We start from the raw sequence: 25,361 nt of genomic DNA, 5'->3' as shown, positions 1-25,361 counted from the left end.
CCACCTCCTGCGTCTGCATACCAATATACGAAATTACCAGAGTTTTCGCGGAACTTGGTACGTTTGGTAATGTAAAATCACCATCTACACCGGTAATGGCACCAATTTGTGTACCTTTTACCAATACAGAGGCTCCAATAACTGGCTGCCCGTCTTCTTCAGAAATTACAACACCTGTAACCTTCTGGGTTTGGGCAGTTACTAGGCCTATTCCGACAAAAAGACAGGCCAATAACAGCATTAATTTTCTTTTCATAAATTCTCTCTTAAAGTTTAACTTTACATTAATTGTTTCTTTACTCTAACAAAGTGCAAATATATTAATAAAACTGAAACGAACAACTATTTTATTGAAAAAACCTTGTAAATCTATCAATTTGTTAATTAAACATGTTACTTTATGCTTAATAACAGATTTTTCATACTTAAAAAACCTAAACTAGCTTATGTTTACTATCACTATGATTTCCTCTTTTAGGGTGATTTTCCCAAGGAATACACATGTTTTAAAACAAAATGGTTAATAAACAAGCCGCTAAAACAGAGAATAGACCTGACTTTGAAACAAATTGAGAGTTTCCGGAGGCTAAATACCGATTAATAGCTAAACACAAAAAGACACTTTTTAGAGATATTAATTCTTATTCTAACCTCATAGAGTACAGAATATCGTCTTATTTGTCATTGGTATTAATTTAAATCAAGTAAAATGAGCAAGATTATTTACAATTTAGTGTGCAACAGAAAAAAAAGCCTGAATAAAAAAGGAATGGCATTAGTACAAGTGGAAGCTTATTTGGACAGAAAGAAAAAGTACTTCTCAACCAAAGTCTATCTAAAGCCGGAACAGTGGGACAATAAAAAGCTTGTCGTGAAGAATCATCCCAATGCAGATGCGCTGAATAGATTGATATATGAGTTTATGGCTATGATAGAAAAAAAAGAGTTGGAATTGTGGCAGCAAGGAAGGCGTATTTCACTAGAGTTACTAAAGGATGTTTTGAGTACAAGCGAGAGCAAAACCTCTTTTATTCCTTTTTTTAGGCAAGAGATAGTAAACTCTACTCTAAAAGAAAGTACAAAACGAAATCATCTCTCCACTCTTTCATTATTACAACAGTTCAAAAAGGATGTGACCTTTTCTGATTTGACATTCGAATTCATATCCTCCTTTGAATATTTCTTGCAAACAAGAGGTTATCATACAAATACGATAGCCAAGCACATGAAGCATCTGAAGCGACATATAAATGTCGCCATCAACAAGGATTATATGGAGATACAAAAATACGCTTTTCGAAAGTACAAGATTAAAACTATAGAAAACAAGCATACACACTTGTCTCCTGAAGAGTTGGAGAAGTTGGAGAAATTAAGCTTGGCTGGCAGATACACAAAATTGCAGAAAACTTTAGATGCATTCTTGTTTTGTTGTTATGCAGGAATGAGATATTCTGATTTTACCAGTTTATCACCTGATAACATCATGGAGATTCGTCAAGAACCCTGGCTGGTTTATAAATCCATAAAGACAAGTACAGAAGTAAGGTTGCCACTTTATCTCTTATTCGAAGGGAAAGGACTTGCTATTCTAGACAAATATCGGGATGACTTACAAAGTTTCTTTCATTTAAGGGACAACTCTAATGTGAACAAGGATTTAATTGTGATTTCCCGCCTAGCCGGTTTGTCAAAAAAGATTTCATTTCACACCGCCCGCCATACTAATGCTACTCTATTGATTTATAATGGAGTAAACATTACAACGGTGCAAAAATTATTGGGGCATAAAAGCGTTAAAACCACACAAGTGTATACAAATGTAATGGATATGACTATAGTACATGATTTAGAAAAGAACCATGCATTCACGCCTTTACCTAAAAAAACACGAACTTAGCATGGTCGATACTATACTTTCATATCATTAGTCATATACTTCTCCTTTAAAGTCTGTCCATTCACTATTCTGTTTCAGCCGGCTAGCTGCAAACTTGCTGCATACGTTTTGCAGTACTACTGCAAACTGTTTGCAGCATCACTGCATATTGCTTGCAGCCGCACTGCATATTAGTTTGCAGTACCACTGCAACAGCTTTGCAGTATCGCTGCAATAGGTTTGCAAAATCTTGCAGTAAAAAGCTACTGAGAATCAAACAGCTATAGTGTTACATAAATAGAAGATTGACATTGATGTACTATCAATATTTAAGGCTGATTAGAGGTGTGGAAGCAAATTTTGCTTCCACACTTTTGCATTGCTTCCACAGCGTTTGTAATGCCGATGAATAGAGGGATGCAAGGAGCAGGTGGAAATGTGATAAAAACTGTTATGAAGAAACAACAATTGTCTTGATTGTTTGGCTAATCACAAAGTTTTGAGTTTACTTTTCTTTGAAGCTATTGAAATATTCTTTTACATAGACTTTAGTACTTTCGCTGATAAAATGACAATGTAGAGTAAATGCTTCATTGAAAGCAACTAGGATGACAGATGTTGACAAAAGATATTCTTCATATAAGAAGAATCATTTAAAATCTTTATGCAGAGTATTAACTTCATGATATGCATTTGATAATCTGGTTGTTAATCCTACAAATAGTATCACTACAGTAAGGTTTTATGCATTGTATCCCTATACATATACCTTGTAAGAAAGAGAATTTCGCTATAGCTATTTCTACTATATAGCATAATTGACTGATTACTAATAAAATAAAAATATTATAGTTCCGCGAAAACTCTGGTGATTTCGTTTGTTGGTATGCAAACCCAAGAAGTAACGATTAAACCTCATGTAAAGGTAATTTTGAAATCCGATTCTGAGCTGCTTGAAGAGGTTGTGGTTACCGGTTACGGTACATTTAAAAAAGCATCATTTACTGGAGCTGCTTCTACCGTAAACACTTCCACCTTGGAAGATGTACCTGTTCTTTCTGTTGCCGACAAACTTTCTGGTAATGTCGCTGGTGTTACTTTTGGCTCAAGTTCAAGTAATCCTGGTTCTGTAAGCAGTATCCGTGTACGTGGTATGGGTTCCATCAATGCCGAAAACAATCCGCTTTATGTTATTGACGGAACACCGGTCACAAGTGGAGACTTATCCGAGTTCACTTATAGTGATGCAGGAACTGATATTTTGTCTTCACTCAATACCAATGACATCGAGTCTATCACAGTTATCAAAGATGCGGCGGCGGCCTCTCTTTACGGCTCGCGTGCTGCCAACGGTGTTGTGGTCATTACGACGAAAAGCGGAAAACAAGGCAAAACAAATGTAAGTTTCCGCTCTGACTGGGGTTTCTCAAACATGGCAATAGATTATCGTCCTATGCTCGACGGTGACTCGCGCCGTGAACTCTTATGGACCGGTCTCAAGAATTATGGGTTATACACCGGAAACATGTCTGACGCAGATGCCGCAACTTTTGCAGACCAAAACATCGAGGATTTTGCTTCAAAACCCTCGACCGGATGGACGGATTGGAAAGACCTGCTTTTCCGTAACGGTTCTCATCAGAACTACCAGCTGAGCGTATCTGGCGGTAACGACCGTACCAAGTTCTACACCTCAGTAGCTTATACCAATCAGGAAGGTATCATTTACAAACAAGGTCTGGAACGTTTCACTGGTAATGCAAACCTCACTCATAAGTTTGGAGACTTTGAAGTTCAGGTTACAAGCCAATTCTCAAAAGTAAGACAAAACAAAACCAATGAAGCTACCTCCTATGATGGACCTGTGGCCAATTACGCATTCTTCCAAAATCCCTCATCAACTCCTTATAATGAAGACGGCACATTAAACAATGGTTGCGGTGTATTTGGAGTCAATCCTTTGTATGAAAGAGAACACAGTTCCGACGTTTATACCCTAATGAAGGCATTCAATACAATCAAGTTGACTTATAATATTTGGGATAAGTTGAATTTAAGTGAAAAGATTGCTTATGATTACGCACAAGGTACCAATGATGTTCTTTGGGATCGACACTCAAACAACGGTGCCCCAGGCGGTGTTATGCAGCGTATTGTCAATCGTAATGACCAGTTGAATACACAAACTCAACTTTCTTACATCAACTCTTTCGGTCTGCATAATATTGATGCCCTGCTTGGTTTTGAAACACAAGATACGGAATATGCTTTCAACTACATGGCAGGCCAAGACTATCCGGGTGATTTGTACGAATTGACAAATGCCGGTTCGACAAGTGCCGAAACCAACAGGCAGAGCTATCGCATGACTTCGTTCCTCGGACGTGCCAATTACAACTATGCAGACAGATATTATCTCGGTTTCAGTTATCGTACCGACGGAAGTTCACGTTTGGCTAGAGAAAACCGGTGGGGAAGTTTCTGGTCAGTTTCCGGAGCATGGAGATTCATAGACGAAAGTTTCCTGAATCCCGTCAAAAGTGTATTGACAGATGGAAAGCTACGTGTGTCATACGGTGTAAACGGAACGCAACCATCAGATTATTATGCTTATATGAATCTCTATAAATATGGGATCATATACAATGGACAGTCAGGAATGTCAATCGTCGGAATTGCAAATCCGGACTTGAAATGGGAAAAGAACAAAACATGGAATATCGGTCTCGACCTTTCATTCATTGACCGTATCTCTGTAACATTCGACTACTATCAACGCAAAACCAGTGACCTCATATACGACCTTCCCGTATCACAAGTTGGCGGATATTATGATAGCAGTTATGGGTATACCACTCCGCAAAACATCGGTTCACTGAAGAACTCCGGTTTTGAGTTGACCATTACATCAACCAATTTCAGAAACAAGGATTTCACGTGGACCACTTCTCTGAACATGGCACATAACAGCAACAAACTGACCCAATTAGATGGCCAGCAGAATGAAATCGTATCAGGACCACTGATTCACCGTGTAGGCGAGCCTTACTATTCATACTACGTTTATGAATACGCCGGAGTCGACGCTGAGACCGGTAAAGAAATGTTCTACCTGAATGACGGAACAGAGAATGCCCGCAAAACAACTACAAATATCTCTGAAGCCAACAAAACTATTGTAGGCAAGCATCAGGCTAGTATAGAAGGCGGTCTTACCAACAACCTCAAATGGAAGTTTATAGACTTAGGCTTCACTTTCACTTATTCATTGGGTGGTGATGCTTTTGACTACTCCACTTGGCAGCACTCCAATGGCGGTTCATATTTATATGGTGGTGCCGTACCAACATACTATGACATCTCAAAGATGTGGACCGGACCGGGCGATACAAATGCCACATTGCCTAAATTTGAATATGGAAGCGCAGCTTCACTGTCTTCACGCTGGCTGATGCCTACTGATTATCTACGTCTGAAGAACCTCACATTAGGTGTAAGCATTCCGCAAAACTACATCAGCAAGCTTGGACTTAGCAAGGCCAGAATCTACTTCTCTGGTTCCAACCTGCTTACATGGAAGTCCAAAGACCTATTTGTAGATCCGGAAATGCGTGTAGACGGACTATGCACTTTTGAGACTCCGGCATTGAGAACATATACATTCGGAATAGAATTGAATTTCTAACTAATAAAGATACGAAAATGAAAATATTAAAGACATTATACACAGCAACGCTTTGCGCAGCTATGGCAGTCAGCACTTCATCATGCCTCAACAGTTGGCTGGATCAGTCACCCGCAGACGGAATAGATGCTGAAACCGCAATCAAGAACAGCGATGATCTGGCCAATGTGCGGACGGGACTTTATGCTGCCGTTAAAGGTAACAGTAGCCTGATTAATTATTATGGACGCCTCATGTTCGTATACGGTGACATGAGAGGGGAAGATATCCAATATGAATATAACGGTGGAAGTGGAAGAGCAAACTTCTACTACTATATGGAATATACAACTGCCGACAATTTCACCACCTCAACAGCTGTATGGCAGATGCCTTATGTAGTCATTGCACGCGCCAACCGTCTGATTCAAGCAGCAGAAAGTGGCAACCTGACCGATGCGGCAGAGGCAAAAGCCACTATTGACCAATATGATGCAGAAGCAAAAGTTCTGCGTGCCATGGCACTGTTTGACCTTACACGCATTTACGGTAAACCTTATACGGTAGATCAAGGTAGCTCACTCGGTGTGCCCATCGCTACCTCCCCACTGGAATCGACAGAAAAGCCAAGCCGCAGCACAGTAGCTCAATGTTATGAGGCTATTGAGAAGGATTTGACAGATGCAATCAATTCAAATGCACTGCCCAAAACCAATGAAGTGGGCTATGTCAACCTTTGGGCTGCCAAAGCCTTGCAGGTACGTGTATATATGACAAAAGGCGAATGGAGCAAGGCTTTATCCGTAGCTGAAAACATCATATCAAACTCGTCTTACAAACTTTGGGAACCGTCCGAATATGTTGCTGCATGGAGCAAAAGTGATGCCAATCATTCAAAAGAAATCATGTTCGAGATTTCCATCAACAACAATACTGACTGGACAGACCGTGAAGGTATTGCCTACTTATATGCAGACAAGGCTGGCGCTTCTCCCGGATATGGAGATGTAATTGTCACAAAAGACTTCTCTGACATGCTTACATCCGACCCGGCAGACATCCGTAACGACATATTACTGGCAGCGGCAGCAGGAGGATTTGACAAACGCAAAGTTTACATCAACAAAATGCCTGCTGTAAACGGAGATGTACGTTACTCCAATGTCCCGTTGCTGCGCTTGTCAGAAGTTTACTTGTCAGCAGCAGAAGCAGCTTTCCAAGCCGGAAACAAGAACAAGGCTGCCAACCTGCTGAACGATATCATATCCAACCGCACAACGGATGAAAGCAAACAAGTAACCAGCGGAAACATCACATTAGACCGCATCTACATTGAGCGCCGCAAGGAACTTGTAGGTGAAGGACAGCGCTACTTCGATGTTATGCGCCGAGGTGAAACCGTTACACGCTACACGGACGTTAATGACAGAGGATGGCATGACGTATTGAGCGAAGAAGCACGTACATTCAACCGCGACTCCAAGAAAGCGCTCCCGTTAATTCCCGTTGGTGAAATCAATGCCAATCCGAACATAGAACAAAATCCAGGCTATTAATCAATAGTAGCCTAAAGAACTTGGGAATTCTCCCAATGTGTTTTTATAAATAAAGTGTTTAGAGGAGGTGTGCCAGTGATGGTATGCCTCCTTCTTTCAATATATCCACCAATATCGGTTTCACTCCGCTGACAAAACACTCAACGGCAATAACCATCAGAATAAGTCCCATCAGACGCATCATCACATTGTTTCCCGTCTCACCCAGGATTGTGACCAACCGCGTGGAAGCACGCAATATAAAAAAGGTAATCAGATAAATAAAGGCAATCATTCCTATAAGAACTCCTTTCATCTGAATGGTATGGGCATCCTGCATCAGTACAATGGCATTGGCTATAGCACCGGGACCACAAAGCATCGGAATTCCAAGAGGAGTAATGGAAATATCATCGGCATAAGTCTTGATTTCCTCATCTTTCAGTTTCATTGGGGTATAACGGGCTTGCAGCATATCGAAGCCAATCTTAAAGATAATAACTCCACCGGCAATACGGAAACCATTGGTAGAGATACCGAAGAACTTAAAGAGAAACTGCCCTGCAAACGTAAAAACCATAATCGTAATAAAGGCAACCAGAGTGGCGCGCGATACTACCGACTGCCGTTCACGGTCTGTCATTCCATGCGTCATGGTCAAAAACACCGGCATGGTGCCGAGAGGATTTGTCAACGTAAAGAAGGAGGTAAAACAAAGTAGAGTGAAAGGTAAGATTGTGTCCATAGCTGTATAATATACGTTTCTGCAGACAAAAGTACAACTAAAAATTTCAATGTCACAGAATCTGCATCAATTCTTTCAGATTACTGATATGATAAGTCGGCAAAAAAGGCAGTTCTTCCTTTCCGGTTACATTATAAAACACTTGGTGCATACCCACTCCTTTGGCTCCTGCCACATCATTCTCCCAACTATCGCCTATCATCAAAGAATCATGTACCTCAGATTGCGTGGCAGAAAGGGCAAAATGAAAAATTTCGGGCCAGGGCTTCAAGATACCGATGTCATCAGAGAGAACAATCTTCTTAAAAAAGTGGTCAATGCCTGCCGAACGCATCTTATGACATTGCAGCTCCTGGAAGCCGTTGGAAAGGATATAGAGGTTATATTTCCCTGCCAAATATTCCAGTACCTCATACGCATGCGGCATCAGCCGACTTTTTGTGGGAATTACCGAAAAGAAATCACCAGAAAAAGCCTCGGCCAAAGCAACATCCCCCGCCCCTACTGCCTCCAGAGGATATAGAAAACGCTGGCGGTTCAACTCTTCCTTACTGACCTGGCCTCTGCCGTATTCTTCCCACAGCTCTACATTACGATGCTGATAAAGAGTATAGAAATGCTGGAAAGAGCGGAAGAAACGGTCATAATCATACTTATGATACATCTCTTCAAATGTATCGCGTGCATTAAGGGAAAATGCCCAAAGCGTGTCGTCCAGGTCAAAAAACAGGTTCTTATATTGGGATGCCATAATTTAAAGGAGAGGGATATATAGAAATAGACGCAGATTATCAATTCCAATAACCTGCGTCCGTTCTGTATCAGTCTATAACAGTGTTATTTTACTTGGATTACCAGATACTTGGACACACTCCAGAAGTCTTTCGGATTTGTAATCTTCAAAGTCAGCTGTCCTTTATCATCTTTCTCCAACACATAAGAGCCAGCAGGATGAGTAGTCAAGATATCAGCATCTTTAGAGTATAGTTTAATCTCTTTTGTCGTACGGATATCCACTTGTGTAAAGTAATCCTTATTGATATCAGAATCCTTCAGCACCTGACCTTTTTTGAAAAGTCCGGTGTTTGTCAATATCTTCTGATTTTTCAACTCCTTCTTTGTACCAAACACAAACCAAGCTGTATTAAGTGCCTTATCTTGCTCGGCAACGGTTTGAGCCTTCGCCTCATTTTCGGCAGTCAATTCCTCCTTCTCAGTAGACAAACCGGTCACAGCAGCATCCAGTTCCTGAATACGGATATTCTTGGAAGCCAATTCAGCCTGCAATTCCTCAATACGCTGGGTCTTTGCCACCAACTCCTGAGTCAGGGATTCTACGGCTCTCTTTAACTGGGCAGAGTTATTCTTACTGTTCTTCAACATGGACTGCAGTTTGGCAATCTGCTCCTTATTCTCTTCCATCTGTTTACGGATAAACTCAATGTCCGACGCAATCTGCTGCTTGGCATTCAAAGAACCTTCTGCCACGGCGCCACGTTGCAAATCCACACGGCTCTCCGCTGCATTAATCTGGCGGAATCCCTCTGAAATATCATTGAAAGTGCCCATCATCTCGTCCAATTCAGCATTACGCTGAGTCAGTTCCATCAATAAAGAATCATTTTCAGCTTTCAACTGATTCTTATTGCCACCAGAGAAGCTGTCACACGAAGCCATTACAGCCGCGCATACAATTAAAACTGCTAACTTTTTCATACGCTTTCGTTTTACGTTTGGTTAATGAAGTTATTTAATCGTCTATTCCTGCTATTACAATCACAATTTCACCACGCGGTTCATTCGCTGTGAAATGTTCTATTAATTCTGTAAGCGTTCCACGCACCGTTTCTTCGTGCACCTTTGAAATTTCCCGCGAAACAGATGCCTGACGTTCGGCACCGAAATGTTCGGTAAACTGCGTCAAAGCTTTTACCAATCTGTGGGGAGACTCATAGAACACCATGGTACGACGCTCCTCGGCCAATGCCTTCAGGCGGGTCATCCTTCCTTTCTTCTGTGGAAGGAAACCTTCAAAACAGAACCTCTCATTCGGCAATCCGGAAGCCACCAATGCCGGCACAAAAGCTGTCGCTCCCGGCAGGCATTGCACTTCGATACCATTACGCACACACTCTCTGACCACCAGAAAGCCTGGGTCGGATATACCCGGCGTACCTGCATCCGAAATCAAAGCTACAGTTTCTCCCCCCTTTATTCTATTAACAACACTTTCAACCGTTTTATGTTCATTAAATTTATGGTGAGATTGCATCACATTCTTTATTTCAAAGTGTTTCAGCAATATGCCGGAGGTACGTGTATCCTCGGCAAGTATCAAATCCACTTCCTTCAGAATCCGGATAGCACGGAATGTCATGTCTTCCAAATTTCCTACCGGAGTAGGCACTACATAAAGTTTTCCCATACTTATCGGTTGTTTAGCTGAAATATTTTTTGAGGAGTTCCATAAAATCGACGGCGGCTTCATTTTCTTCATCCGGGTGCACTTCCGAAGCAAAAATATCCATAGCCTTGTCCAAAGAAGGAGCCTCACCCAAACGGCGTACCACTTCATTCATCCGTGCAGTATCGCCTGCGAACAGTTCGCGGACAAAACGGAACGAATCGTTCAGGCTGATAGCATGCCGCAAGTCCTTGGAAGGCTTGATGCGTTCCGCCAAAATAGGAGACACCGAAGTTGCAACAGTCTGGAGCGCTTCAGCCGTATGAACTGTTGCCGGTTCCTCACATACCATCTTCATTGTATCAGGGACTACCGGTTCAACCGGAGAAGCCGATTCGGCCAAAGGAGTAGTAACAGCAGGGAGTTCCTCTAAGGGCGGCACAACAACCGTTGGCGCCTCCTCAAGCAGTTCTTGCAACGCCTCCAAGCGTGCCTTCATCTGCTGGATATTCCGTCTTGCCACAATCCTCAATGTCGGATTGGCATCACTTGAAATGGCCTGCATCAAACATTTCAATTCCTGAATATCTAATTCTATGTCGTTTAATAGGGTTTGCATATCCTTTACACAGTCCGTGTTAACGCTACAAATGTAGAAATAAATAATGAAAAAATATCGGAAAGCAAACAAAAGTGTTACTTTTGTGCTTAAATATAACACTTGAAAACATGGTATTATTTTCAGAAGATCATATACAGGAAACCAAACGCAGGGGAAGAATTGAGGTCATTTGCGGTTCCATGTTCTCCGGCAAAACCGAAGAGCTGATAAGGAGACTGAAACGGGCAAAATTTGCCAAACAACGCGTAGAGATATTCAAGCCTGCCATAGACACCCGTTATTCCGAAGCTGATGTCGTATCGCATGACAGTCATTCCATAGCCTCCACTCCCATCGACTCGTCTGCCAGCATTCTGCTCTTCACTTCAGAGATAGATGTAGTGGGCATTGACGAAGCCCAGTTCTTTGACAGCGGTCTGATTGATGTATGCAACCAGCTTGCCAACAATGGTATACGCGTCATTATAGCCGGACTGGACATGGACTTCCGCGGTATTCCATTCGGACCTATGCCGGGACTGTGTGCCATTGCAGACGAAGTTTCCAAAGTACATGCCATCTGTGTGAAATGCGGTCAACTCGCCTCGTTCTCCCACCGTACCGTCAAGAACGACAAACAAGTACTGCTGGGAGAAACCGAAGAGTATGAACCCCTATGCCGGGAGTGCTATCAGCAAGCCATCCAAGCCGACCAAAAGGAAAACGGTCATTAACGAATACAAAAAAACGGAGCATTATGGAACGCAAAAAGATTACATTCGACAGTTTTATTCGCGGTGTCATACTCGGTGTCGTCATTATCGGCATCCTTATGCTCTTCAAGCGTCTAAGCGGCGTATTGCTGCCATTCTTCATCGCATGGCTCATTTCCTATCTGATATACCCCTTGGTCACCTTTTTCCAATACGGATTAAGGCTCAAGAACCGGGTCATATCCATCTTCTGCGCCTTGTTCAGTATTCTGATTGTAGGAGGAACCGCATTCTATCTGCTTGTGCCTCCCATGATGAACGAATTCGTCAGGGTAAAAGATTTGGTAATAGACTACTTTTCCAACGGAACCCACGACGGCAATGTGCCCAGAACACTCTCCGAATTCCTTCGTGAGAACATAGACACCCAGTTCGTCACCCAATTGTTCAAGGAAGAGAATATGCTGAACGCCATCAAGGAAACCGTTCCCCGGCTCTGGTCCTTGCTGTCAGAATCCGTCAATCTACTGTTCAGCTTCTTTACTTTCTTTCTCATTCTTCTCTATATAATCTTCATATTACTGGATTACGAAAGCATTGCCGAAGGATGGACCCACCTGGTACCGCAAAAATACCGGCCTTTCGTAGTCAGTGTGATGAACGATGTAAAAGACGGCATGAACAGATACTTCCGCGGACAAGCGTTCGTGGCATTGTGTGTCGGTATTCTGTTCAGTATAGGTTTTCTGATTATTGATTTCCCACTGGCCATTGGGCTCGGCCTGTTCATCGGTGCTTTAAACTTAGTACCTTATTTGCAAATTATCGGCTTTATACCTACCATCGTGCTGGCCATACTGAAAGCAGCGGATACGGGAGGAAACTTCTGGATTATCATCGCATCGGCCCTTGCGGTATTCATAATAGTACAAGTCATTCAAGACGGATTCATCGTACCGCGTGTCATGGGGAAGATTACGGGCCTGAACCCTGCCATCATCCTACTTTCTTTATCAATCTGGAGTTCATTGATGGGAATGCTGGGCATGATTATAGCACTCCCACTTACCACCCTTATGCTCTCCTACTATCAACGTTTCATCATAAACAGAGAAAAAATTCGCAAGTTTGAACAAGCTGATAATCAACAAGAAAAATAAAAATAAAAGTCGTCATCAAAACTTTTTTCTTTAATACATTTGTTTCTTTAAACAAAAGTAGCTATCTTTGCACCCGCTTAACAGCAATAAGGTCTGAATCGCTAGCTCAGCAGGTAGAGCACAACACTTTTAATGTTGGGGTCTTGGGTTCGAGCCCCAAGCGGTTCACCAAAAAAAGCAATTATCTGAAATAGATAATTGCTTTTTTCTTTTAAAGGTATCTGCTACGTAATGAGTTGGTTGGAAAGTTTATAATCATACCGATGCTTCAAAGCACAATACAGAATCACAATGAAAATGGGGTCAGCTGCAAAATCCGGTTGAATTTATCAGGCTTTCATTACTCAAACATAGGCTTTTAACACACTGATTAAATAATAGTTAGATATGCGCACTATTGTATATCTTCTCATTTTGCGATGACCCCGTAGTAAACCATGTTATCAATACGCTTCTGATAAATCTGGTTATTCTGCAGCAGATACCCCAAGGCCAAACACAGATCCACATCCCTGAACTTCGTCAGTTTCTGTAATTCAAAGATTGTACACCTCTTAAGATTGCACAGAATGGAATATACCATTTTCATATTATTAGTCGCCTTCTCAATATTCTTCATATTATTATCTTATTATTAGTTCCTTTCTTAAAATGATATCCTATATTATCTACTCAAAGATAAGACAAAGACAGAGCAATGACAAACATTGCCCATTCTTTTCATTTCAGATAACATTCTTTGAACTACGTATACCTAAAATCTGCAAAAAATATAGAACTTTATAAATATCAGCACCTTATAGAAAGGAATATTCACATTATACTATATCCGGAAACGATTATGCTGGTATCATCAAGGTACTATTATATAATAGCTCTTCATTTCGTCCACTTTTCTGTCTTTGAACTACACCTTAACAGCCGACCACCCCGCAGGAGTATAAGCACGGAATGTAGCAAGACTGGTTCATTACGCACTTCAGCAAAAGTCCGACTGATTCCAATTATGTATTATTGAAATTCAAAGGACTGATGCCACCATTTGGATTCACAGACAATTTGTACGCAAAAATCCTTAAGAAGAGCATTCGATTACTCATCTGATGTCTTACACGGAGGAGATGAAAACTATAACCCCTTCGTTATCACTGGCAATCCGAAACCTCCTTTCTGCAAAGTCAGGACTTTCGGTTTGCCTTTTCGTGCTTTATTGTATGTGGCTGTGGAAACATGCAAAGTCTCTATCGCTCCATTCTCGAAAGCTACCTTTAAGAAATATTCTTTACGCACCCCAGCCGACACATAACGGTGCCTGCCTACTTTACGTTTCTTTTCCTGTTCTTTTATCAGCTTTTCAAGTACGGTAACCGTCACCTCTTGAGTAGAAGCAGGAGCCGCCATCTGATAATTCCCCATAAGAAAAAGCGAATACCCGATGAGGCCCACACAAACCACATGACACAACATATTCATGCCCATGCCCTCCACTGTCGTCAACCATACCCATTTCTTAGATAGAGGAAGTGTAACGACTGCTACTACAATCCCCACCCCTACAGGTATCCATAAGGCAGCCAAAGTTTTCTCATAGATATAACATCCAAGACCAGTCAATACAATAACCAGTATCAGCATCAAACAGCGGAGTATTTTTACAAGCAGTGCTTTCATTATCCCATCTATATTTTTTGCAAAAATACAAAGAAATTTTGTTCAAACGAAGACCGGGAATGTGTCAAAACACCAAAAATATGAAAATCACCCCTGTCACAGATATCTGTAGCAAGGGTGATTTTGTTAAAAAGAGGGTTTTGACACACCCTCAGCACATGATACACCTGCACTAACAAAAACAAGGACTTGCCCGTTAATCACACCTTCGGACAGTCCGTATTTCCAGGCTCCAGTTCATGCAAAATCCAAAATACGTAACATTTAATCCCATGGTTTTCAACATCTTTACACAATGCCGCTAGTATTGATGCGGAATATGTGTGTAGTGCATTTCTCCGGAAATAACCCAGACAGCCTCTTCGTCATAAACAAATTGTCCATCTTTGATTTCAATACGGTATTTGTTGCCGGATTGTGCAATAAAGATGAAAAACATGCTAAGCAACAAGAATAAAAATGCGTATTTCTTCATAACTTGTTTGAATTGGATGAAAATAAAAGTCGGCATATACCAACGGCTTGTCTATTTCGAATAGCGAATCATTATTTGAATAAAAATTCACTTTGGTTTCTTTTTACTTGTTAAGAAAAGCGTTCAGTCTTTTAATATCCTCACCCAAAGTGGCGGCATTAATCTTTTTGTAAGCAAAAGGCTTTAACAACTTTTCAATGCTCTTGGCATAACGGGGATTTTGCTTCAGCACTTGTATCTTCTCAAACATCTGTATCCCCTCCACCATTTTTTCGAAACGAACAGACGATTGGTTGTCAGGATACACGATGTAGGTATCGCCTGCCGCCCATGTGTGAAAACGAGTATCGACTTCTGGTGATTCCACCCAGCTGTTGTATGCCCAGCGGAGGTAGCCGTCCAGTCCACGTTCGGCGGCTATCGGACCATAAGCGGATGCCTCTACCGGTTGTGAGAAAGTAAAGGTATTAGGCCATGATTCCGTGCAACAGGTGTAAAAAGTCGTTATCTTTCCTTGTTGGCGACGTGCGTCCACCACTCCGTCGGGATATTGGGTGTCGTAGGCAATGCAGAGGTCGAACAGTTCTCCTTCAAGTTCAGCGTGATAGTTTCCGGCAAGTGATATTTTGTAGTTCGGATCAGCCTTACGGATGACTCTCAAAGCTGCCTCCATACTCTCTTTGGGACGTTCGTCCATAGCAATGATAGTATGTCCGAACCAGCCTTTCGCTTTCAGATGAGTTGCAAAAGCTGACAATTTGTTCACCCAATAGTCATCGAACTCGGGCTTGTTGACATTCATCTTCTTGTCTACTATGGAGTTGGTTGCCTGGTCGTAATAGCGGAAAGAGAGTTTCCAGGGAATGACGGAATAACAGTAGATGTAAGGACCTACGCCACACTGTTGCATGAATTCCACCCAACGGTCGAATACCGTGAAGTCGTACATCCACGTACCGTCTGCCTTCTTTATTTCGGTAATCATGTTCTCAAAATAGTCGTAAGTCTGTCCGTTCCATGGTTTATGGGTAATGGAAGCGGTGATGCCGCGCTGACCAGCACGTGCCAGCCGTTGCATAAGCGGACGCATGGCTTCGAAGTGTTCTCGGCTCCACAAAGGCACGTTTGCCACACGCGCCACCGCAAAGGGATTTTGCCACAAATCCAGATGGAATTTGCACTCTTCAGGCAGTGCCATTGTGCGGTCAATCACCCGGATTGTAAACGGCAGCACGCCGCATTCCTTGCCTTCGCATTCCACTCTTATCCGACCTTTGTAAATACCGGAAACTGCATCACGTGGCACGTCAAAAGTTATCCACGCCGGACGTACGGTACGCGCTTCATAGCGCAACGTGCGTATAGGCTCTATGCGGTCGGCAACGAGGGCAGAATCAAACAAAGTCTTGTCCGGACGATAACCGCAACCTCCGCCATTCTTGTTCAGTTCGTCGGTCATCACATAACGCAAAAATCCGGTGGTCTGTTCATCCGTCCAGCGGCATCCTTCCTGCTCTTCCACTTCAAAACTCAGACTGCCTTCTTCTTCTCCTGACCATACCAGGAACTTGGCATGTAGGCGTTCGCCACGCCAGGCGGTCAGGATTAGGTGCTTTGAGAGTTTACTGCTTATGGGACAAATGAATTTGTCGGTTTGCAGATTGGTGTCTCCCCAGGCGGCCTGTAGGTTCTTAGAGGTTTTGTTCCATGCCGGGTCATTGGCATGAGGAACACTTGGTTCGGTCACATCCTGTGCCATTACATTACCTGCCAAAAGCGAAAGGAAGAGGCAGGTACAAAAAGAAAGAAAATGTTTTTTCATTGGATATAATTATTTTTAAAGTAAATATTGCATATCGGGTAAACGGCAGGTCAGTCGCCTATCCGTTTCAGCTGGAAGCAGTCTATATCCAGTGCCCAGCAATAAGGGCTACCCATGCGCACCGTGTTATACCCCGCTTTTAAGCGTACAGGCACCGTGATCGAAGCCACAGAACGTCCTTCCGCCGTCTCACGTAGGCGGTCTATCCGAATAGGTTCTCCATTATTCACCTCAATGAACAACCGGCGATACTTGCCGGGAATATAATCCACCGTCAGTTCGTAACATCCGCCTCGCTCACTGTATACCTTGTTCCATTCGGCATAGTTCTCGCAGCTGCCTCCCACATAAGCAATCTTCATGCCGCCCGAGGCTTCGGGCATGGGCACATATGCCACCGTCTTGGACGATTTGCCCAAATCATTGAAGCAAGGCAGATAAGCCCATTCGGCTTCGTAAAGCGAAGGCTCTATTCTCCTTTCACCCTCCAGGCGCAGCATCAGTACACCGTGGGGAGGCACCTCTTTGCAAAGCACCCCTTGTATGGACGGCAATTGCCTCTGCCGCACCACGTCGCGCACCTTGACCGTACCTGCCAGTTCAAGCGCTTCCAAAGGAACATGAAAACCGCATACCGTGTCCGAAGGGTTGTATAAGGCCACGGCACGTATCCGTCCACGTAATTGTTCCACGTCCTTCACCAGCACATATCCCTCGCCCTGGCGCAAGGCCACGTATGCCTGCAAACCCAGCCGATCTTGGTTCAGAGCTATAAGTTCTTTGTTCTTCAACAACCGGAGTGAAGCTTCGGAAATGGTGGTGAGGTCGCAGCCTATCAGCAGTGGCGAACTCATGATGCACCACATCCCGAAATGCGTCTCTTCTTCTACGGGAGTCAGCCCCCGTCCTATCTCAAGCATGTCCATATCATTGTAGTGCCCGCCGCCGGCGTATGCCGACAGATAGAGGTTCTTCCGGATGATGGATTTTACTGATGCCCACTCCGGCCGGATGTCAGGACTGATGCGCCATGAACATGCCAACCGTGCCGCCCACGTACCCGGAAAGGCCCAACGGCAGATATTGACCGAGACGGGACGTTCCGTCACTTCGCGGATAGCACGGCATATCCCAGAATAGCGTCGTTCTTCTTCCAAATCCAGTTCCTGGCCCGCACCGCAATAGTCTATCTTGATGAAATCGAATCCCCAGTCATTAAAATAAAGCCGGGCATCCTGCAGCTCATGTCCATAAAGCCCGGAGCCCACGCCGTGGGTATCGTTATCCCAAATGGAACCACAGGTATTGCTGCCCGCATCCGAATAGATGCCTGCTTTCAACCCGAGCGAATGGATATGCTCTGCCACGCCTTTCAGCCCATGCGGAAAGCGCACGGGATGGGTAACCATCTGTCCGGTGGAATCGCGGTGACCGAAAAAGCCGTCGTCTATATTGATATAAGTATAGCCGGCTTCCTTCAATCCGGTCTGTACCAAGGCATCTGCCTGTTTTTTTATCAACTCGTCACTGATATTCACCCGATAGGTGTTCCAGGAACTCCACCCCATCAGGGGACGAATCACTTCACCGCCTGTCGGCTGTGCGAGGGAGAAAGCAGGGAAATATCCCAGTAAAAGAAAGAGTAACGCAAATTTCATGATATTATTTATTTTCCACACTCACTTCCGTCAGTACATTGATGCCGTAGCGGCCTCCTTCAGCCACAGTCCACGTCGTATTCCCGTTAGCACAACGGATGGCATAACGGGCAGAACACAGCGATATATGTACTGTTATATATCCTTTTTATTGTCATAATCATTTTTCAGGTTTTAGATACCATATCCTGCAATGAATTTCCAAAGATAAGAGAAAAAATGTTGCAAGAAAAATCAGATACGGTTTATTTGTGTATTTATGAATATAGATGAAGTCCGGTATGTATCACACACGCCGGACTCCTACTAAGAAAAATACAAATATGATAATTATTTGTTTTTAGAATTTACATCATCAGAATCCTGGGTTCTGCACAATCTTACCTTGTCCGTCGCGGATGGTAGCCACCGGAATGGGCAGAAGCTCATATACGTACTTGTCACCTTCCATACGCTTCACGTTTTCGATAGAATGACCTGCATATTCGTTCTTCTTGATAGCCATCTCCACATAGCGGCCATGACGAATAAGGTCCTGACGACGTACACCTTCCATGTAAAACTCGTGTCCGCGCTCTTCAAGCAGCTTGTCAAGGTACTTATCTACCGTACCGATTTCATCATCAGTGAAGGCAGGCAGTTTGCCATGCTTGGTACGGATTTCGTTCAGATACTCCTTGGCCATGGCGTTCACGCTGTTGCTGTTGCGCACCACTGCCTCGGCATAAAGGGTCTTAACATCCGAGAAGCGGAATACCACTACGTCACACATGCCCTTGTCGCCAATCATGCCGTCGATGGTGTATTTGCCCGGAACCGCACCTACTCTCAACGAACCGTCGGTCTTGTCCAGTTCTTCGCTGTGTTGCTTGCCGCTCGTATCGGTATATTCACCGTAGATGCGTGTCAGACGGTAATCACCCTTTTCAAAAGTGTGATAGTAAGACCATGCCATGCGGTATCCAGGTAGAAGGAAAATTATCCGGGCTAATTTTGTCATACACTTCACTCTCAAACGCACAGCTCGAAGCTGCCAGCAGGATGGACCCCATCAACAGTTCTGTTATCTTGTTCATAATCGATTAATCTTTTAATTTTTTTCTTTGTTTTACTTATTCGCTCTTCTGCCTTTCTTTTAGAACGTGATGTTCAGACCAAGGCTGTAAGAGGTCACGTTAGGATAAGAGTAAGTACCCGTATCGGTTTCGGGATCAAGACCTGTCCAGTTGGTGATGACAAACGGATTGTTGACATCAGCATACACACGCAGGTTGGAGATGCCCCAGTTCTTCTTCACCGGAACGTTGTAACCCAGAGTAATGTTTCCACAACGGATGAAGTAGAGCGACTTCAAGTAATAGTCACCGTTTCCGCGGCTACCTGCCAAGATGCTGGGGTTCTTGGAACCTTGATTCTCGCTGCTGAACGAGTCGAACACATAACGAGAGAGATTCTGTGAGTTCTGGTTGGTGTCAATCCAGTCTTCCCAATAACTGGAAGTCACTTTGCGGCCTGCTTCACCATAGAAATATACATTGAGATCGAAACGTTTGTAGCGCAGGGCGTTGTTGAAACCGTAGATAATCTTGGGAGCGTTGTTTCCGAAAGAAGAGTTTTGAACAACTGTTCCACCGCTATTATCCGCTGCTTTGCGCATACGCCCGCCGCTTTGTAGGCATGGACGATGCCGAGGAGGTGGTACAAGATGTGTTTGCCTGCTTTTGGGAGAAGCGTGAGTCATTGCTCATCAACTCGTCGCTTAATGCGTACCTTTTCCGCATGGTGTACCACCGCGTGCTGAACAAGCTTGCCAAGGACGATGCCATGCATCGCGCCGACGAACGTTTCTGCCAAGACATGAACGACCTGCTTTACGATGAAGAACCTTTCAGCCTTGAAGAGTTGCAGCAACGCATCGAGGCTGCTTTGGCATCCCTGCCGGAAACCTATCGCGAGGCGTTCATGCTCTACCGCATGCAGGGCTTGGAGTGCAAGGAGGTGGCGGCACGGCTGGGGGTGGCCGACAAGCTGGTGTACTACCGCGTGCAACAAGCCGTGAAGTTATTGGAGCAGAGCCTGAAAGATTACTTGCCGCTGGCATTGTTGATGCTTTCGATGAATGCAAACCATAGCCATTCTCTGTGACAGAAGGGGATTGATGCGACACTATACATTATATATAATAGTGCTTTGATACTGCAGTTTTTTTTCTATTTTCCAGTCACAGGTAATGCATTTTTTCGCTGTTCCGATTCGCTTAGAGCCTTCAATTTGTTGTGATTTTGCACCACCACAAAGCATAAATATAACTATTTGATTATCAGCACATATAAATAGAGCCTATTTCAGTCGTATACTGAACGCAATTCAGTCGTATATTGAAATACATTCAGTATACGACTGAATTACCTTCAGTATACGGATAAAAGGTCACCCTATTGGTTTTGTAAACAATGCAGACTGTCGAAAAAGCCATAAGAAAAAAAGATTCCCGATTTCATTGGCTATGTAATCAACGCTATTAATAAGAAGACCTTAGAAACAAACGCCAAGAAGGTTAGAAAACAAAAAGGCCTAAATAAAAACAAGAAATAATAGACAACTTATTATAAAATAAGTTATATTTGCTACATAACTTCTAATACACCATTTTATGAAAACTACAAATTTCTTGTGCTATGTGTTATTAACACTTATGGTAAGCTTTTGCACCTCGTGTTCTGATGACGAAAATTCTTATGATGAAACATTAGTTATTGCATCAGAAGTCATTACCACCAATGAGGGTACAGCTTATTGGGTTAAGAAAAACGGAAAAACAAACTGGGAACTAATGCATACTGGCATTTCAAATTTCAATCATGAAATAGGGTATGAATATATAATAAGAGTAATGGTTTACAAAAACAAGAATGCTGGCCCAGACCAATCATCACACAGCTACCATCTCTTACGTATTATTTCAAAAGAAAAGAAAAATTCGGAAGTGCCTCTTTTCACAACGGATGTCAGCTTTTTCAATCAATAGTGAGCAAACTATGAAACCAGAAACGGTTTATATTTTGGAGCGCAACGCAGTTATCTATCTTCAGGAGATATAAAAGGCGTAAAATCTGCATATAGCCCTCCTTTACACAAAAATAACATTGAACATCAACCAATTAGAGTCATGTGGAAACAAAAACCGTCTGACTCATTACAAGCCAGACGGTGAATTAAACTGATTCCTATAATTTAGATTCTTATTTTTCTCAATTTCATAATTCAAATGTTTCCAGCAGTTACTTTACGGTTCCAAAGAGGGAAGCGTAATTCTAAACAGTTCGCTAGGACGATGTTCCCTATAGATAACCTCTTTCATCTGTTTAACAATTTCAGGATAATCGGCAGACACATCATGGTCTTCATGAAGGTCAGTCACCAAATTATATAAGTATGGAACACCTTTCTTTACAAGCATTTTCCAATCGTCCATACGCACACCTATTTGATCTGTTTCATGAAATTCCCAATAAAGAAAGTCATGCTTTTGCTGTTTTTCATCATTGCCCAACATGGTAGGAGCAAAAGAAATCCCATCAAAGCAGTCTCCCTCAGTCTGCTTATTCAGGTATTTTTTAGGGAAACGTTTGTCTCCTATCAATTCACAGAAGGTTGGCATTACATCATAAAATACCAACTGATGGTTGTTTACTGTGCCCGCAGGTACATGCCCCGGCCAGCGTACAATAAATGGTACCCGAATACCTCCTTCGTGACATTGTCGCTTTAACCCACGCAATTTGCCGTCACGTCCGAAAAAAGCAGGATCCGCCCCCCCTTCTTCATGAGGACCATTATCACTGCTAAATATAACAATGGTATTTTCATCCAGTCCCTTCTCTTTCAGTTTGGTCAGGATCTCACCCACATATTTATCCAACCGAGTAATCATACCCGCAAATTCAGCATGGGTATATACCGCAGGGTTATAACGCGATCCCTCATCTCCTCCCCAAGTCTTGTCGGTAAAGAAACGCTGTTTGTACATTCTCAAGATGGAATCATTGGGCTGTGCCAATTCCGCATGAGGTAGTGTATAGGTCAGCAGACCGTAGAAAGGCTGTTCAGGGTTCTGCTGTTCAATCCATTGCAGAGCACGTTGATGAATCAAGTCGGCAGAATATTGCGGTCGTTTCTTATAATCTTCGCCATACATGGGATATTGAATGTTTTCTTCCAAGACCTCTCGCACAACAGCGGTATCTCCCATTGCCTTGCTGTATCTGTTCAAGAAATTAGGATAATAAAGGTGTGCCTGAAATTGACAGATAAAGCCGTAATATTCATCAACACCACGTTTGTCAGGAGTAGAACAGGAGCCTTCATAACCACCTGCCCATTTACCGAACATACCGGTGGTATATCCGTTATTCTTCATGATTTCGGGAAGTATGATATGATCTGGACTGTAAGGTTCTTGCCCTACTACAGAAAAGTCTTTGTTGTTGCCATACATCACGATAGACTGTTCCCGCCAATATTCCTTGTTTCCTCGTACATGTCCGTGTCCAGTATGCTGTCCGGTCATCAGAGATGCCCGTGAAGGTGCACTGACAGGACTTCCAGCATATGCCTGGGTAAAACGCATACCTTCTTGCGCCATTTGATCCAAACAGGGAGTATCAATATTTTTTTGTCCATAACACCCGAGGTCTCCATATCCCATGTCGTCACACAAGATAAAAAGGATATTGGGTTTGTTCTCTTTATTTCTATCGGCAGCAGATATACCATTGCTGCAAAGTATGCCCAGCAAGGCCGTGCAGCAGAAAAGGGATTGATTGGGCTTCATAATTCAGTATTAAAAGTATTAATAAACATTTTGTATGTAAAGATAATGATAATTGAGTAAAAGTTGAAGATATCTTGAAAAATAAATGGAGTGTTGAGAGACACTCCATTTATAAAGTTTTCAGTCTAAGTCCTATAGTTTTACCATCCCGGATTATTGGGAAGCAAATTAGGATTCAGTGCAATTTCATTGGTCGGAATCTGATACAGATAGTATTTATCCAACCATCCCTTACCTACTTTGGTAGGGTCATTGTACATATATATGTAACCTTCTTTCTGCTCTTTATCAGTAGTTGCCAAACCTGTTTCAAGATTGATGAAGGTTCCTCCTTCGCCAATTTGTTCCTTGGTAGCCCATTGTCCATAAGCCACTTTATTTATAAACCATTCGGCTTTCTTCCAGCGACGTACATCATAGAAACCAAATCCTTCCCCCATCAGTTCAACCATACGTTCACGGCGGATTTCCCACAAAACCGGATTTACATCCGGATCGCGATTCGGGTCAAAACCGTTATTGATAGCATTCACGTCCATATCTGCAATTTTTGCGAATTGCCTTCTCAACTTGTTGATAGTAATGTCGGCTACCTCGTTATTGAACTCACCTTTTTCATATTTAGCTTCCGCATAGTTCAGCAGTACTTCATCAATCTTAAAAATAGGTATGTCGGCCTCTGCCTTGTTCTCCAACGAGCAATCCCAGACGTTATATAATCTCCATACATAGTTTCCGCTCTTAGCCACACAGAACCCTACACCGCCTTGATTGGTAAAGAAATGGGGAACTGCAGGGAGGATGTTTCCCGACCAGTTCATCATAGGAAACACTTTATGCTTACCAGCCTCACCGTTACCGCCACCATAACCAGTATAGGTAGTAACTCCCAAAATATCCATATACTCACGTTTACCGTCTACATACTCCCAACTTTTATTAGCATGATTAACCACTTCATAAGGAGGTGCCACGGTTTCCAGAAGACGGCGGTCACGATTACGGAATGTGGAGTACATAGTTTTATCAGTCTTTCCCCATTCGTATTTCTCACTGGTACCAATGGGGTTACCGTCAGAACACAGGTACATATCAACAATATGCTGAGGCATTTCAATGTTGTGAGTGGAAGTACGCTCTACCAAGTGCATGGCATAGTTGTTCACTTCTGACGGCACATATTCTTTGTAGAGGATAATACCTTTCATACCGGCCAGATTGGAAGTCAGCATTTCTCCCCAATTGTCATGCAAATCGGGATATGCTTGCATCAGCTTTTCTGAGTATTTGATACAAGCATCAAAATATTTCTCCTCATCCCCCAAGTTGTGATATCTTCGCCACGTACCTTCAAACAAAGCAAACCGTGAAATCAAAGCCCTCACGACATTGGTATTAATGGTATTGTCGCCATCACCGGCAGATTTAGAGCCTGTTTAAATTTTCCTCAATAATAATCTTATAGCGGCTAATTTGACCATTTCCTCTGCCGAGTCGAATGTTAGTTCATAGTTTCGGCAGAGCCTTCTATTGTAATCCATCCATGAGAATGTTCTTTCCACAATCCATCTCTTTTGAATGGGTCTGAATCCCTGTTCCTTGTACGCACTGATAACAACCTGAATGACATATCCGAATTTCTTTCTTATGTTATCGACAAGTTCTCCTCGGTAACCTCCGTCGGCAAGAATGTTTTTTACACTGGAGCACATCTCCTTAAGAACCCTCATCAGCAAATAAGCGGCTTTACTGTCATGCACATTAGCTATGGTGACCATAACGGCAATAAGAAAGCCATTCTTATCCACTATGACATGCCGTTTTATGCCTTTTACCTTTTTGTTTCCATCAATACCGTTCAAAGAAGCATTGTTCCCACATCTGACGCTTTGACTGTCCATAATTCCTACACTGGGTTCCATGCTTTGACCGCGTTTCACACGTACATGCCCACGCAATTTCTCTAACAACAAGTCAAAATCCAATTGAGAGGCCCATTTGCGATAGTAGTAATAGACCAACTGCCACTTGGGAAAGTCAAGAGGAAGCATCCGCCATTGACAACCTGTCTTTACCAGGTAAAATATAGCGTTCCAAATCAATCGCAAATCATATTTTCGCTTTCTTTCTTGCAGGTTCAATACTTTTGTTATATATCGCCAATCGGTTTCCGTTAAATCTGTATGATACATCTTTTTTT

General features: G+C 42.9%; 23 protein-coding genes and 1 tRNA gene. 8 read left to right on the top strand and 16 right to left on the bottom strand.

Features of this window, described 5'->3' with window-relative positions; all coding sequences use genetic code 11:
* On the bottom strand, window positions 1-256 hold a 256-nt coding region (locus E5355_RS07280; protein WP_136009789.1), incomplete at its 3' end, for a carboxypeptidase-like regulatory domain-containing protein.
* A 453-nt stretch (window positions 257-709) separates the two neighbouring features.
* Between E5355_RS07280 and E5355_RS07275 the strand changes: the two genes are divergently transcribed.
* From E5355_RS07275 to E5355_RS07265, 3 genes are all read left to right on the top strand, one after another.
* Window positions 710-1,900 (top strand): site-specific integrase, encoded by a 1,191-nt coding sequence (locus E5355_RS07275; RefSeq protein WP_136009788.1) that lies wholly within the window; start codon window positions 710-712, stop codon window positions 1,898-1,900.
* An 844-nt stretch (window positions 1,901-2,744) separates the two neighbouring features.
* The gene (locus E5355_RS07270) at window positions 2,745-5,564 is read left to right on the top strand and encodes a SusC/RagA family TonB-linked outer membrane protein (protein WP_328515056.1); all 2,820 of its coding nucleotides are present in this window, start codon (window positions 2,745-2,747) and stop codon (window positions 5,562-5,564) included.
* Window positions 5,565-5,581: 17 nt separating this feature from the next.
* Window positions 5,582-7,099: a RagB/SusD family nutrient uptake outer membrane protein gene (locus E5355_RS07265; protein WP_136009786.1), complete on the top strand. Its 1,518-nt coding sequence runs from the start codon at window positions 5,582-5,584 to the stop codon at window positions 7,097-7,099.
* A 58-nt stretch (window positions 7,100-7,157) separates the two neighbouring features.
* Here E5355_RS07265 and E5355_RS07260 read toward each other — a convergent pair whose 3' ends face one another.
* The 5 genes from E5355_RS07260 to E5355_RS07240 all read right to left on the bottom strand — a co-directional run bounded on the left by E5355_RS07260 (window position 7,158) and on the right by E5355_RS07240 (window position 10,846).
* Entirely contained in the window at window positions 7,158-7,823 is a 666-nt protein-coding gene (locus tag E5355_RS07260; protein ID WP_136009785.1) for a MarC family protein, read from the bottom strand.
* Window positions 7,824-7,875: 52 nt separating this feature from the next.
* The gene (locus E5355_RS07255) at window positions 7,876-8,574 is read right to left on the bottom strand and encodes a YjjG family noncanonical pyrimidine nucleotidase (RefSeq protein ID WP_136009784.1); all 699 of its coding nucleotides are present in this window, start codon (window positions 8,572-8,574) and stop codon (window positions 7,876-7,878) included.
* An 86-nt stretch (window positions 8,575-8,660) separates the two neighbouring features.
* The gene (locus E5355_RS07250) at window positions 8,661-9,539 is read right to left on the bottom strand and encodes a hypothetical protein (RefSeq protein WP_136009783.1); all 879 of its coding nucleotides are present in this window, start codon (window positions 9,537-9,539) and stop codon (window positions 8,661-8,663) included.
* 34 nt (window positions 9,540-9,573) lie between these two features.
* Window positions 9,574-10,248 (bottom strand): 16S rRNA (cytidine(1402)-2'-O)-methyltransferase, encoded by a 675-nt coding sequence (gene rsmI, locus E5355_RS07245; RefSeq protein ID WP_136009782.1) that lies wholly within the window; start codon window positions 10,246-10,248, stop codon window positions 9,574-9,576.
* A gap of 13 nt (window positions 10,249-10,261) precedes the next feature.
* A complete protein-coding gene (locus E5355_RS07240; RefSeq protein WP_136009781.1) occupies window positions 10,262-10,846 on the bottom strand; it encodes a hypothetical protein in 585 nt (194 codons plus the stop codon).
* A 110-nt stretch (window positions 10,847-10,956) separates the two neighbouring features.
* On the opposite strand from E5355_RS07240, the gene E5355_RS07235 reads away from it, so the two are divergent.
* The 3 genes from E5355_RS07235 to E5355_RS07225 all read left to right on the top strand — a co-directional run bounded on the left by E5355_RS07235 (window position 10,957) and on the right by E5355_RS07225 (window position 12,872).
* Window positions 10,957-11,562, top strand: coding sequence for a thymidine kinase (locus tag E5355_RS07235; RefSeq protein ID WP_136009780.1), 606 nt, complete (start codon window positions 10,957-10,959; stop codon window positions 11,560-11,562).
* A 23-nt stretch (window positions 11,563-11,585) separates the two neighbouring features.
* Window positions 11,586-12,701 (top strand): AI-2E family transporter, encoded by a 1,116-nt coding sequence (locus E5355_RS07230; RefSeq protein WP_136009779.1) that lies wholly within the window; start codon window positions 11,586-11,588, stop codon window positions 12,699-12,701.
* 95 nt (window positions 12,702-12,796) lie between these two features.
* A tRNA-Lys gene (locus E5355_RS07225) sits at window positions 12,797-12,872 on the top strand.
* A gap of 238 nt (window positions 12,873-13,110) precedes the next feature.
* On the opposite strand, the gene E5355_RS07220 is transcribed toward E5355_RS07225, so the two are convergent.
* From E5355_RS07220 to E5355_RS07190, 7 genes are all read right to left on the bottom strand, one after another.
* Window positions 13,111-13,320, bottom strand: coding sequence for a winged helix-turn-helix domain-containing protein (locus E5355_RS07220; RefSeq protein ID WP_136009778.1), 210 nt, complete (start codon window positions 13,318-13,320; stop codon window positions 13,111-13,113).
* A 509-nt stretch (window positions 13,321-13,829) separates the two neighbouring features.
* Window positions 13,830-14,372 (bottom strand): hypothetical protein, encoded by a 543-nt coding sequence (locus E5355_RS07215; protein ID WP_136009777.1) that lies wholly within the window; start codon window positions 14,370-14,372, stop codon window positions 13,830-13,832.
* 301 nt (window positions 14,373-14,673) lie between these two features.
* Window positions 14,674-14,847 carry a hypothetical protein gene (locus E5355_RS07210; RefSeq protein ID WP_176469617.1) on the bottom strand — a complete coding sequence of 58 codons (174 nt, stop codon included), beginning with the start codon at window positions 14,845-14,847 and terminating at the stop codon, window positions 14,674-14,676.
* A 103-nt stretch (window positions 14,848-14,950) separates the two neighbouring features.
* Complete coding sequence (locus E5355_RS07205; RefSeq protein WP_246866901.1) at window positions 14,951-16,669, bottom strand: DUF4091 domain-containing protein; 1,719 nt, start codon at window positions 16,667-16,669, stop codon at window positions 14,951-14,953.
* A gap of 50 nt (window positions 16,670-16,719) precedes the next feature.
* Window positions 16,720-18,327: an alpha-galactosidase D gene (locus E5355_RS07200; protein ID WP_136009776.1), complete on the bottom strand. Its 1,608-nt coding sequence runs from the start codon at window positions 18,325-18,327 to the stop codon at window positions 16,720-16,722.
* A 355-nt stretch (window positions 18,328-18,682) separates the two neighbouring features.
* A complete protein-coding gene (locus E5355_RS07195; protein WP_136009775.1) occupies window positions 18,683-19,327 on the bottom strand; it encodes a RagB/SusD family nutrient uptake outer membrane protein in 645 nt (214 codons plus the stop codon).
* 135 nt (window positions 19,328-19,462) lie between these two features.
* On the bottom strand, window positions 19,463-19,984 hold the full coding sequence (locus E5355_RS07190) for a hypothetical protein (protein WP_136009774.1): 522 nt from the start codon (window positions 19,982-19,984) through the stop codon (window positions 19,463-19,465).
* On the opposite strand from E5355_RS07190, the gene E5355_RS07185 reads away from it, so the two are divergent.
* Both E5355_RS07185 and E5355_RS07180 read left to right on the top strand, forming a co-directional pair.
* Window positions 19,951-20,472 carry an RNA polymerase sigma-70 factor gene (locus E5355_RS07185; protein WP_136009773.1) on the top strand — a complete coding sequence of 174 codons (522 nt, stop codon included), beginning with the start codon at window positions 19,951-19,953 and terminating at the stop codon, window positions 20,470-20,472. The two genes, E5355_RS07190 and E5355_RS07185, sit on opposite strands and share 34 nt — an antisense overlap.
* Before the next feature lie 508 nt (window positions 20,473-20,980).
* Window positions 20,981-21,355 carry a DUF4377 domain-containing protein gene (locus E5355_RS07180; RefSeq protein ID WP_136009772.1) on the top strand — a complete coding sequence of 125 codons (375 nt, stop codon included), beginning with the start codon at window positions 20,981-20,983 and terminating at the stop codon, window positions 21,353-21,355.
* 258 nt (window positions 21,356-21,613) lie between these two features.
* Here the strand turns inward: E5355_RS07180 and E5355_RS07175 are convergent, their stop codons facing one another.
* The 3 genes from E5355_RS07175 to E5355_RS07165 all read right to left on the bottom strand — a co-directional run bounded on the left by E5355_RS07175 (window position 21,614) and on the right by E5355_RS07165 (window position 25,353).
* Complete coding sequence (locus E5355_RS07175; RefSeq protein WP_136009771.1) at window positions 21,614-23,161, bottom strand: arylsulfatase; 1,548 nt, start codon at window positions 23,159-23,161, stop codon at window positions 21,614-21,616.
* Between the two features lie 140 nt (window positions 23,162-23,301).
* Entirely contained in the window at window positions 23,302-24,546 is a 1,245-nt protein-coding gene (locus tag E5355_RS07170) for a RagB/SusD family nutrient uptake outer membrane protein (RefSeq protein WP_246866900.1), read from the bottom strand.
* Window positions 24,547-24,597: 51 nt separating this feature from the next.
* Complete coding sequence (locus E5355_RS07165) at window positions 24,598-25,353, bottom strand: IS5 family transposase (RefSeq protein ID WP_136009769.1); 756 nt, start codon at window positions 25,351-25,353, stop codon at window positions 24,598-24,600.
* Window positions 25,354-25,361 lie beyond the last annotated feature (8 nt).

It is taken from the genome of Bacteroides muris (ex Afrizal et al. 2022) (assembly GCF_004793475.1).
Lineage (GTDB): Bacteria > Bacteroidota > Bacteroidia > Bacteroidales > Bacteroidaceae > Bacteroides > Bacteroides muris.
The sequence above is the reverse complement of the archived record's forward strand: the minus strand, read 5'-3'. Positions and strand labels throughout refer to the sequence as shown.

Coding starts and splice junctions, on each gene's coding strand:
- E5355_RS07180 (WP_136009772.1), top strand. CDS start 20,981: ATGAAAACTACAAATTTCTTGTGCTATGTGTTATTAACACTTATGGTA.
- E5355_RS07275 (WP_136009788.1), top strand. CDS start 710: ATGAGCAAGATTATTTACAATTTAGTGTGCAACAGAAAAAAAAGCCTG.
- E5355_RS07265 (WP_136009786.1), top strand. CDS start 5,582: ATGAAAATATTAAAGACATTATACACAGCAACGCTTTGCGCAGCTATG.
- E5355_RS07205 (WP_246866901.1), bottom strand. CDS start 16,669: ATGAAAAAACATTTTCTTTCTTTTTGTACCTGCCTCTTCCTTTCGCTT.
- E5355_RS07250 (WP_136009783.1), bottom strand. CDS start 9,539: ATGAAAAAGTTAGCAGTTTTAATTGTATGCGCGGCTGTAATGGCTTCG.
- E5355_RS07195 (WP_136009775.1), bottom strand. CDS start 19,327: ATGACAAAATTAGCCCGGATAATTTTCCTTCTACCTGGATACCGCATG.
- E5355_RS07235 (WP_136009780.1), top strand. CDS start 10,957: ATGGTATTATTTTCAGAAGATCATATACAGGAAACCAAACGCAGGGGA.
- E5355_RS07220 (WP_136009778.1), bottom strand. CDS start 13,320: ATGAAGAATATTGAGAAGGCGACTAATAATATGAAAATGGTATATTCC.
- E5355_RS07165 (WP_136009769.1), bottom strand. CDS start 25,353: ATGTATCATACAGATTTAACGGAAACCGATTGGCGATATATAACAAAA.
- E5355_RS07230 (WP_136009779.1), top strand. CDS start 11,586: ATGGAACGCAAAAAGATTACATTCGACAGTTTTATTCGCGGTGTCATA.
- E5355_RS07260 (WP_136009785.1), bottom strand. CDS start 7,823: ATGGACACAATCTTACCTTTCACTCTACTTTGTTTTACCTCCTTCTTT.
- E5355_RS07240 (WP_136009781.1), bottom strand. CDS start 10,846: ATGCAAACCCTATTAAACGACATAGAATTAGATATTCAGGAATTGAAA.
- E5355_RS07210 (WP_176469617.1), bottom strand. CDS start 14,847: ATGAAGAAATACGCATTTTTATTCTTGTTGCTTAGCATGTTTTTCATC.
- rsmI (WP_136009782.1), bottom strand. CDS start 10,248: ATGGGAAAACTTTATGTAGTGCCTACTCCGGTAGGAAATTTGGAAGAC.
- E5355_RS07175 (WP_136009771.1), bottom strand. CDS start 23,161: ATGAAGCCCAATCAATCCCTTTTCTGCTGCACGGCCTTGCTGGGCATA.
- E5355_RS07255 (WP_136009784.1), bottom strand. CDS start 8,574: ATGGCATCCCAATATAAGAACCTGTTTTTTGACCTGGACGACACGCTT.
- E5355_RS07215 (WP_136009777.1), bottom strand. CDS start 14,372: ATGAAAGCACTGCTTGTAAAAATACTCCGCTGTTTGATGCTGATACTG.
- E5355_RS07190 (WP_136009774.1), bottom strand. CDS start 19,984: ATGCGCAAAGCAGCGGATAATAGCGGTGGAACAGTTGTTCAAAACTCT.
- E5355_RS07200 (WP_136009776.1), bottom strand. CDS start 18,327: ATGAAATTTGCGTTACTCTTTCTTTTACTGGGATATTTCCCTGCTTTC.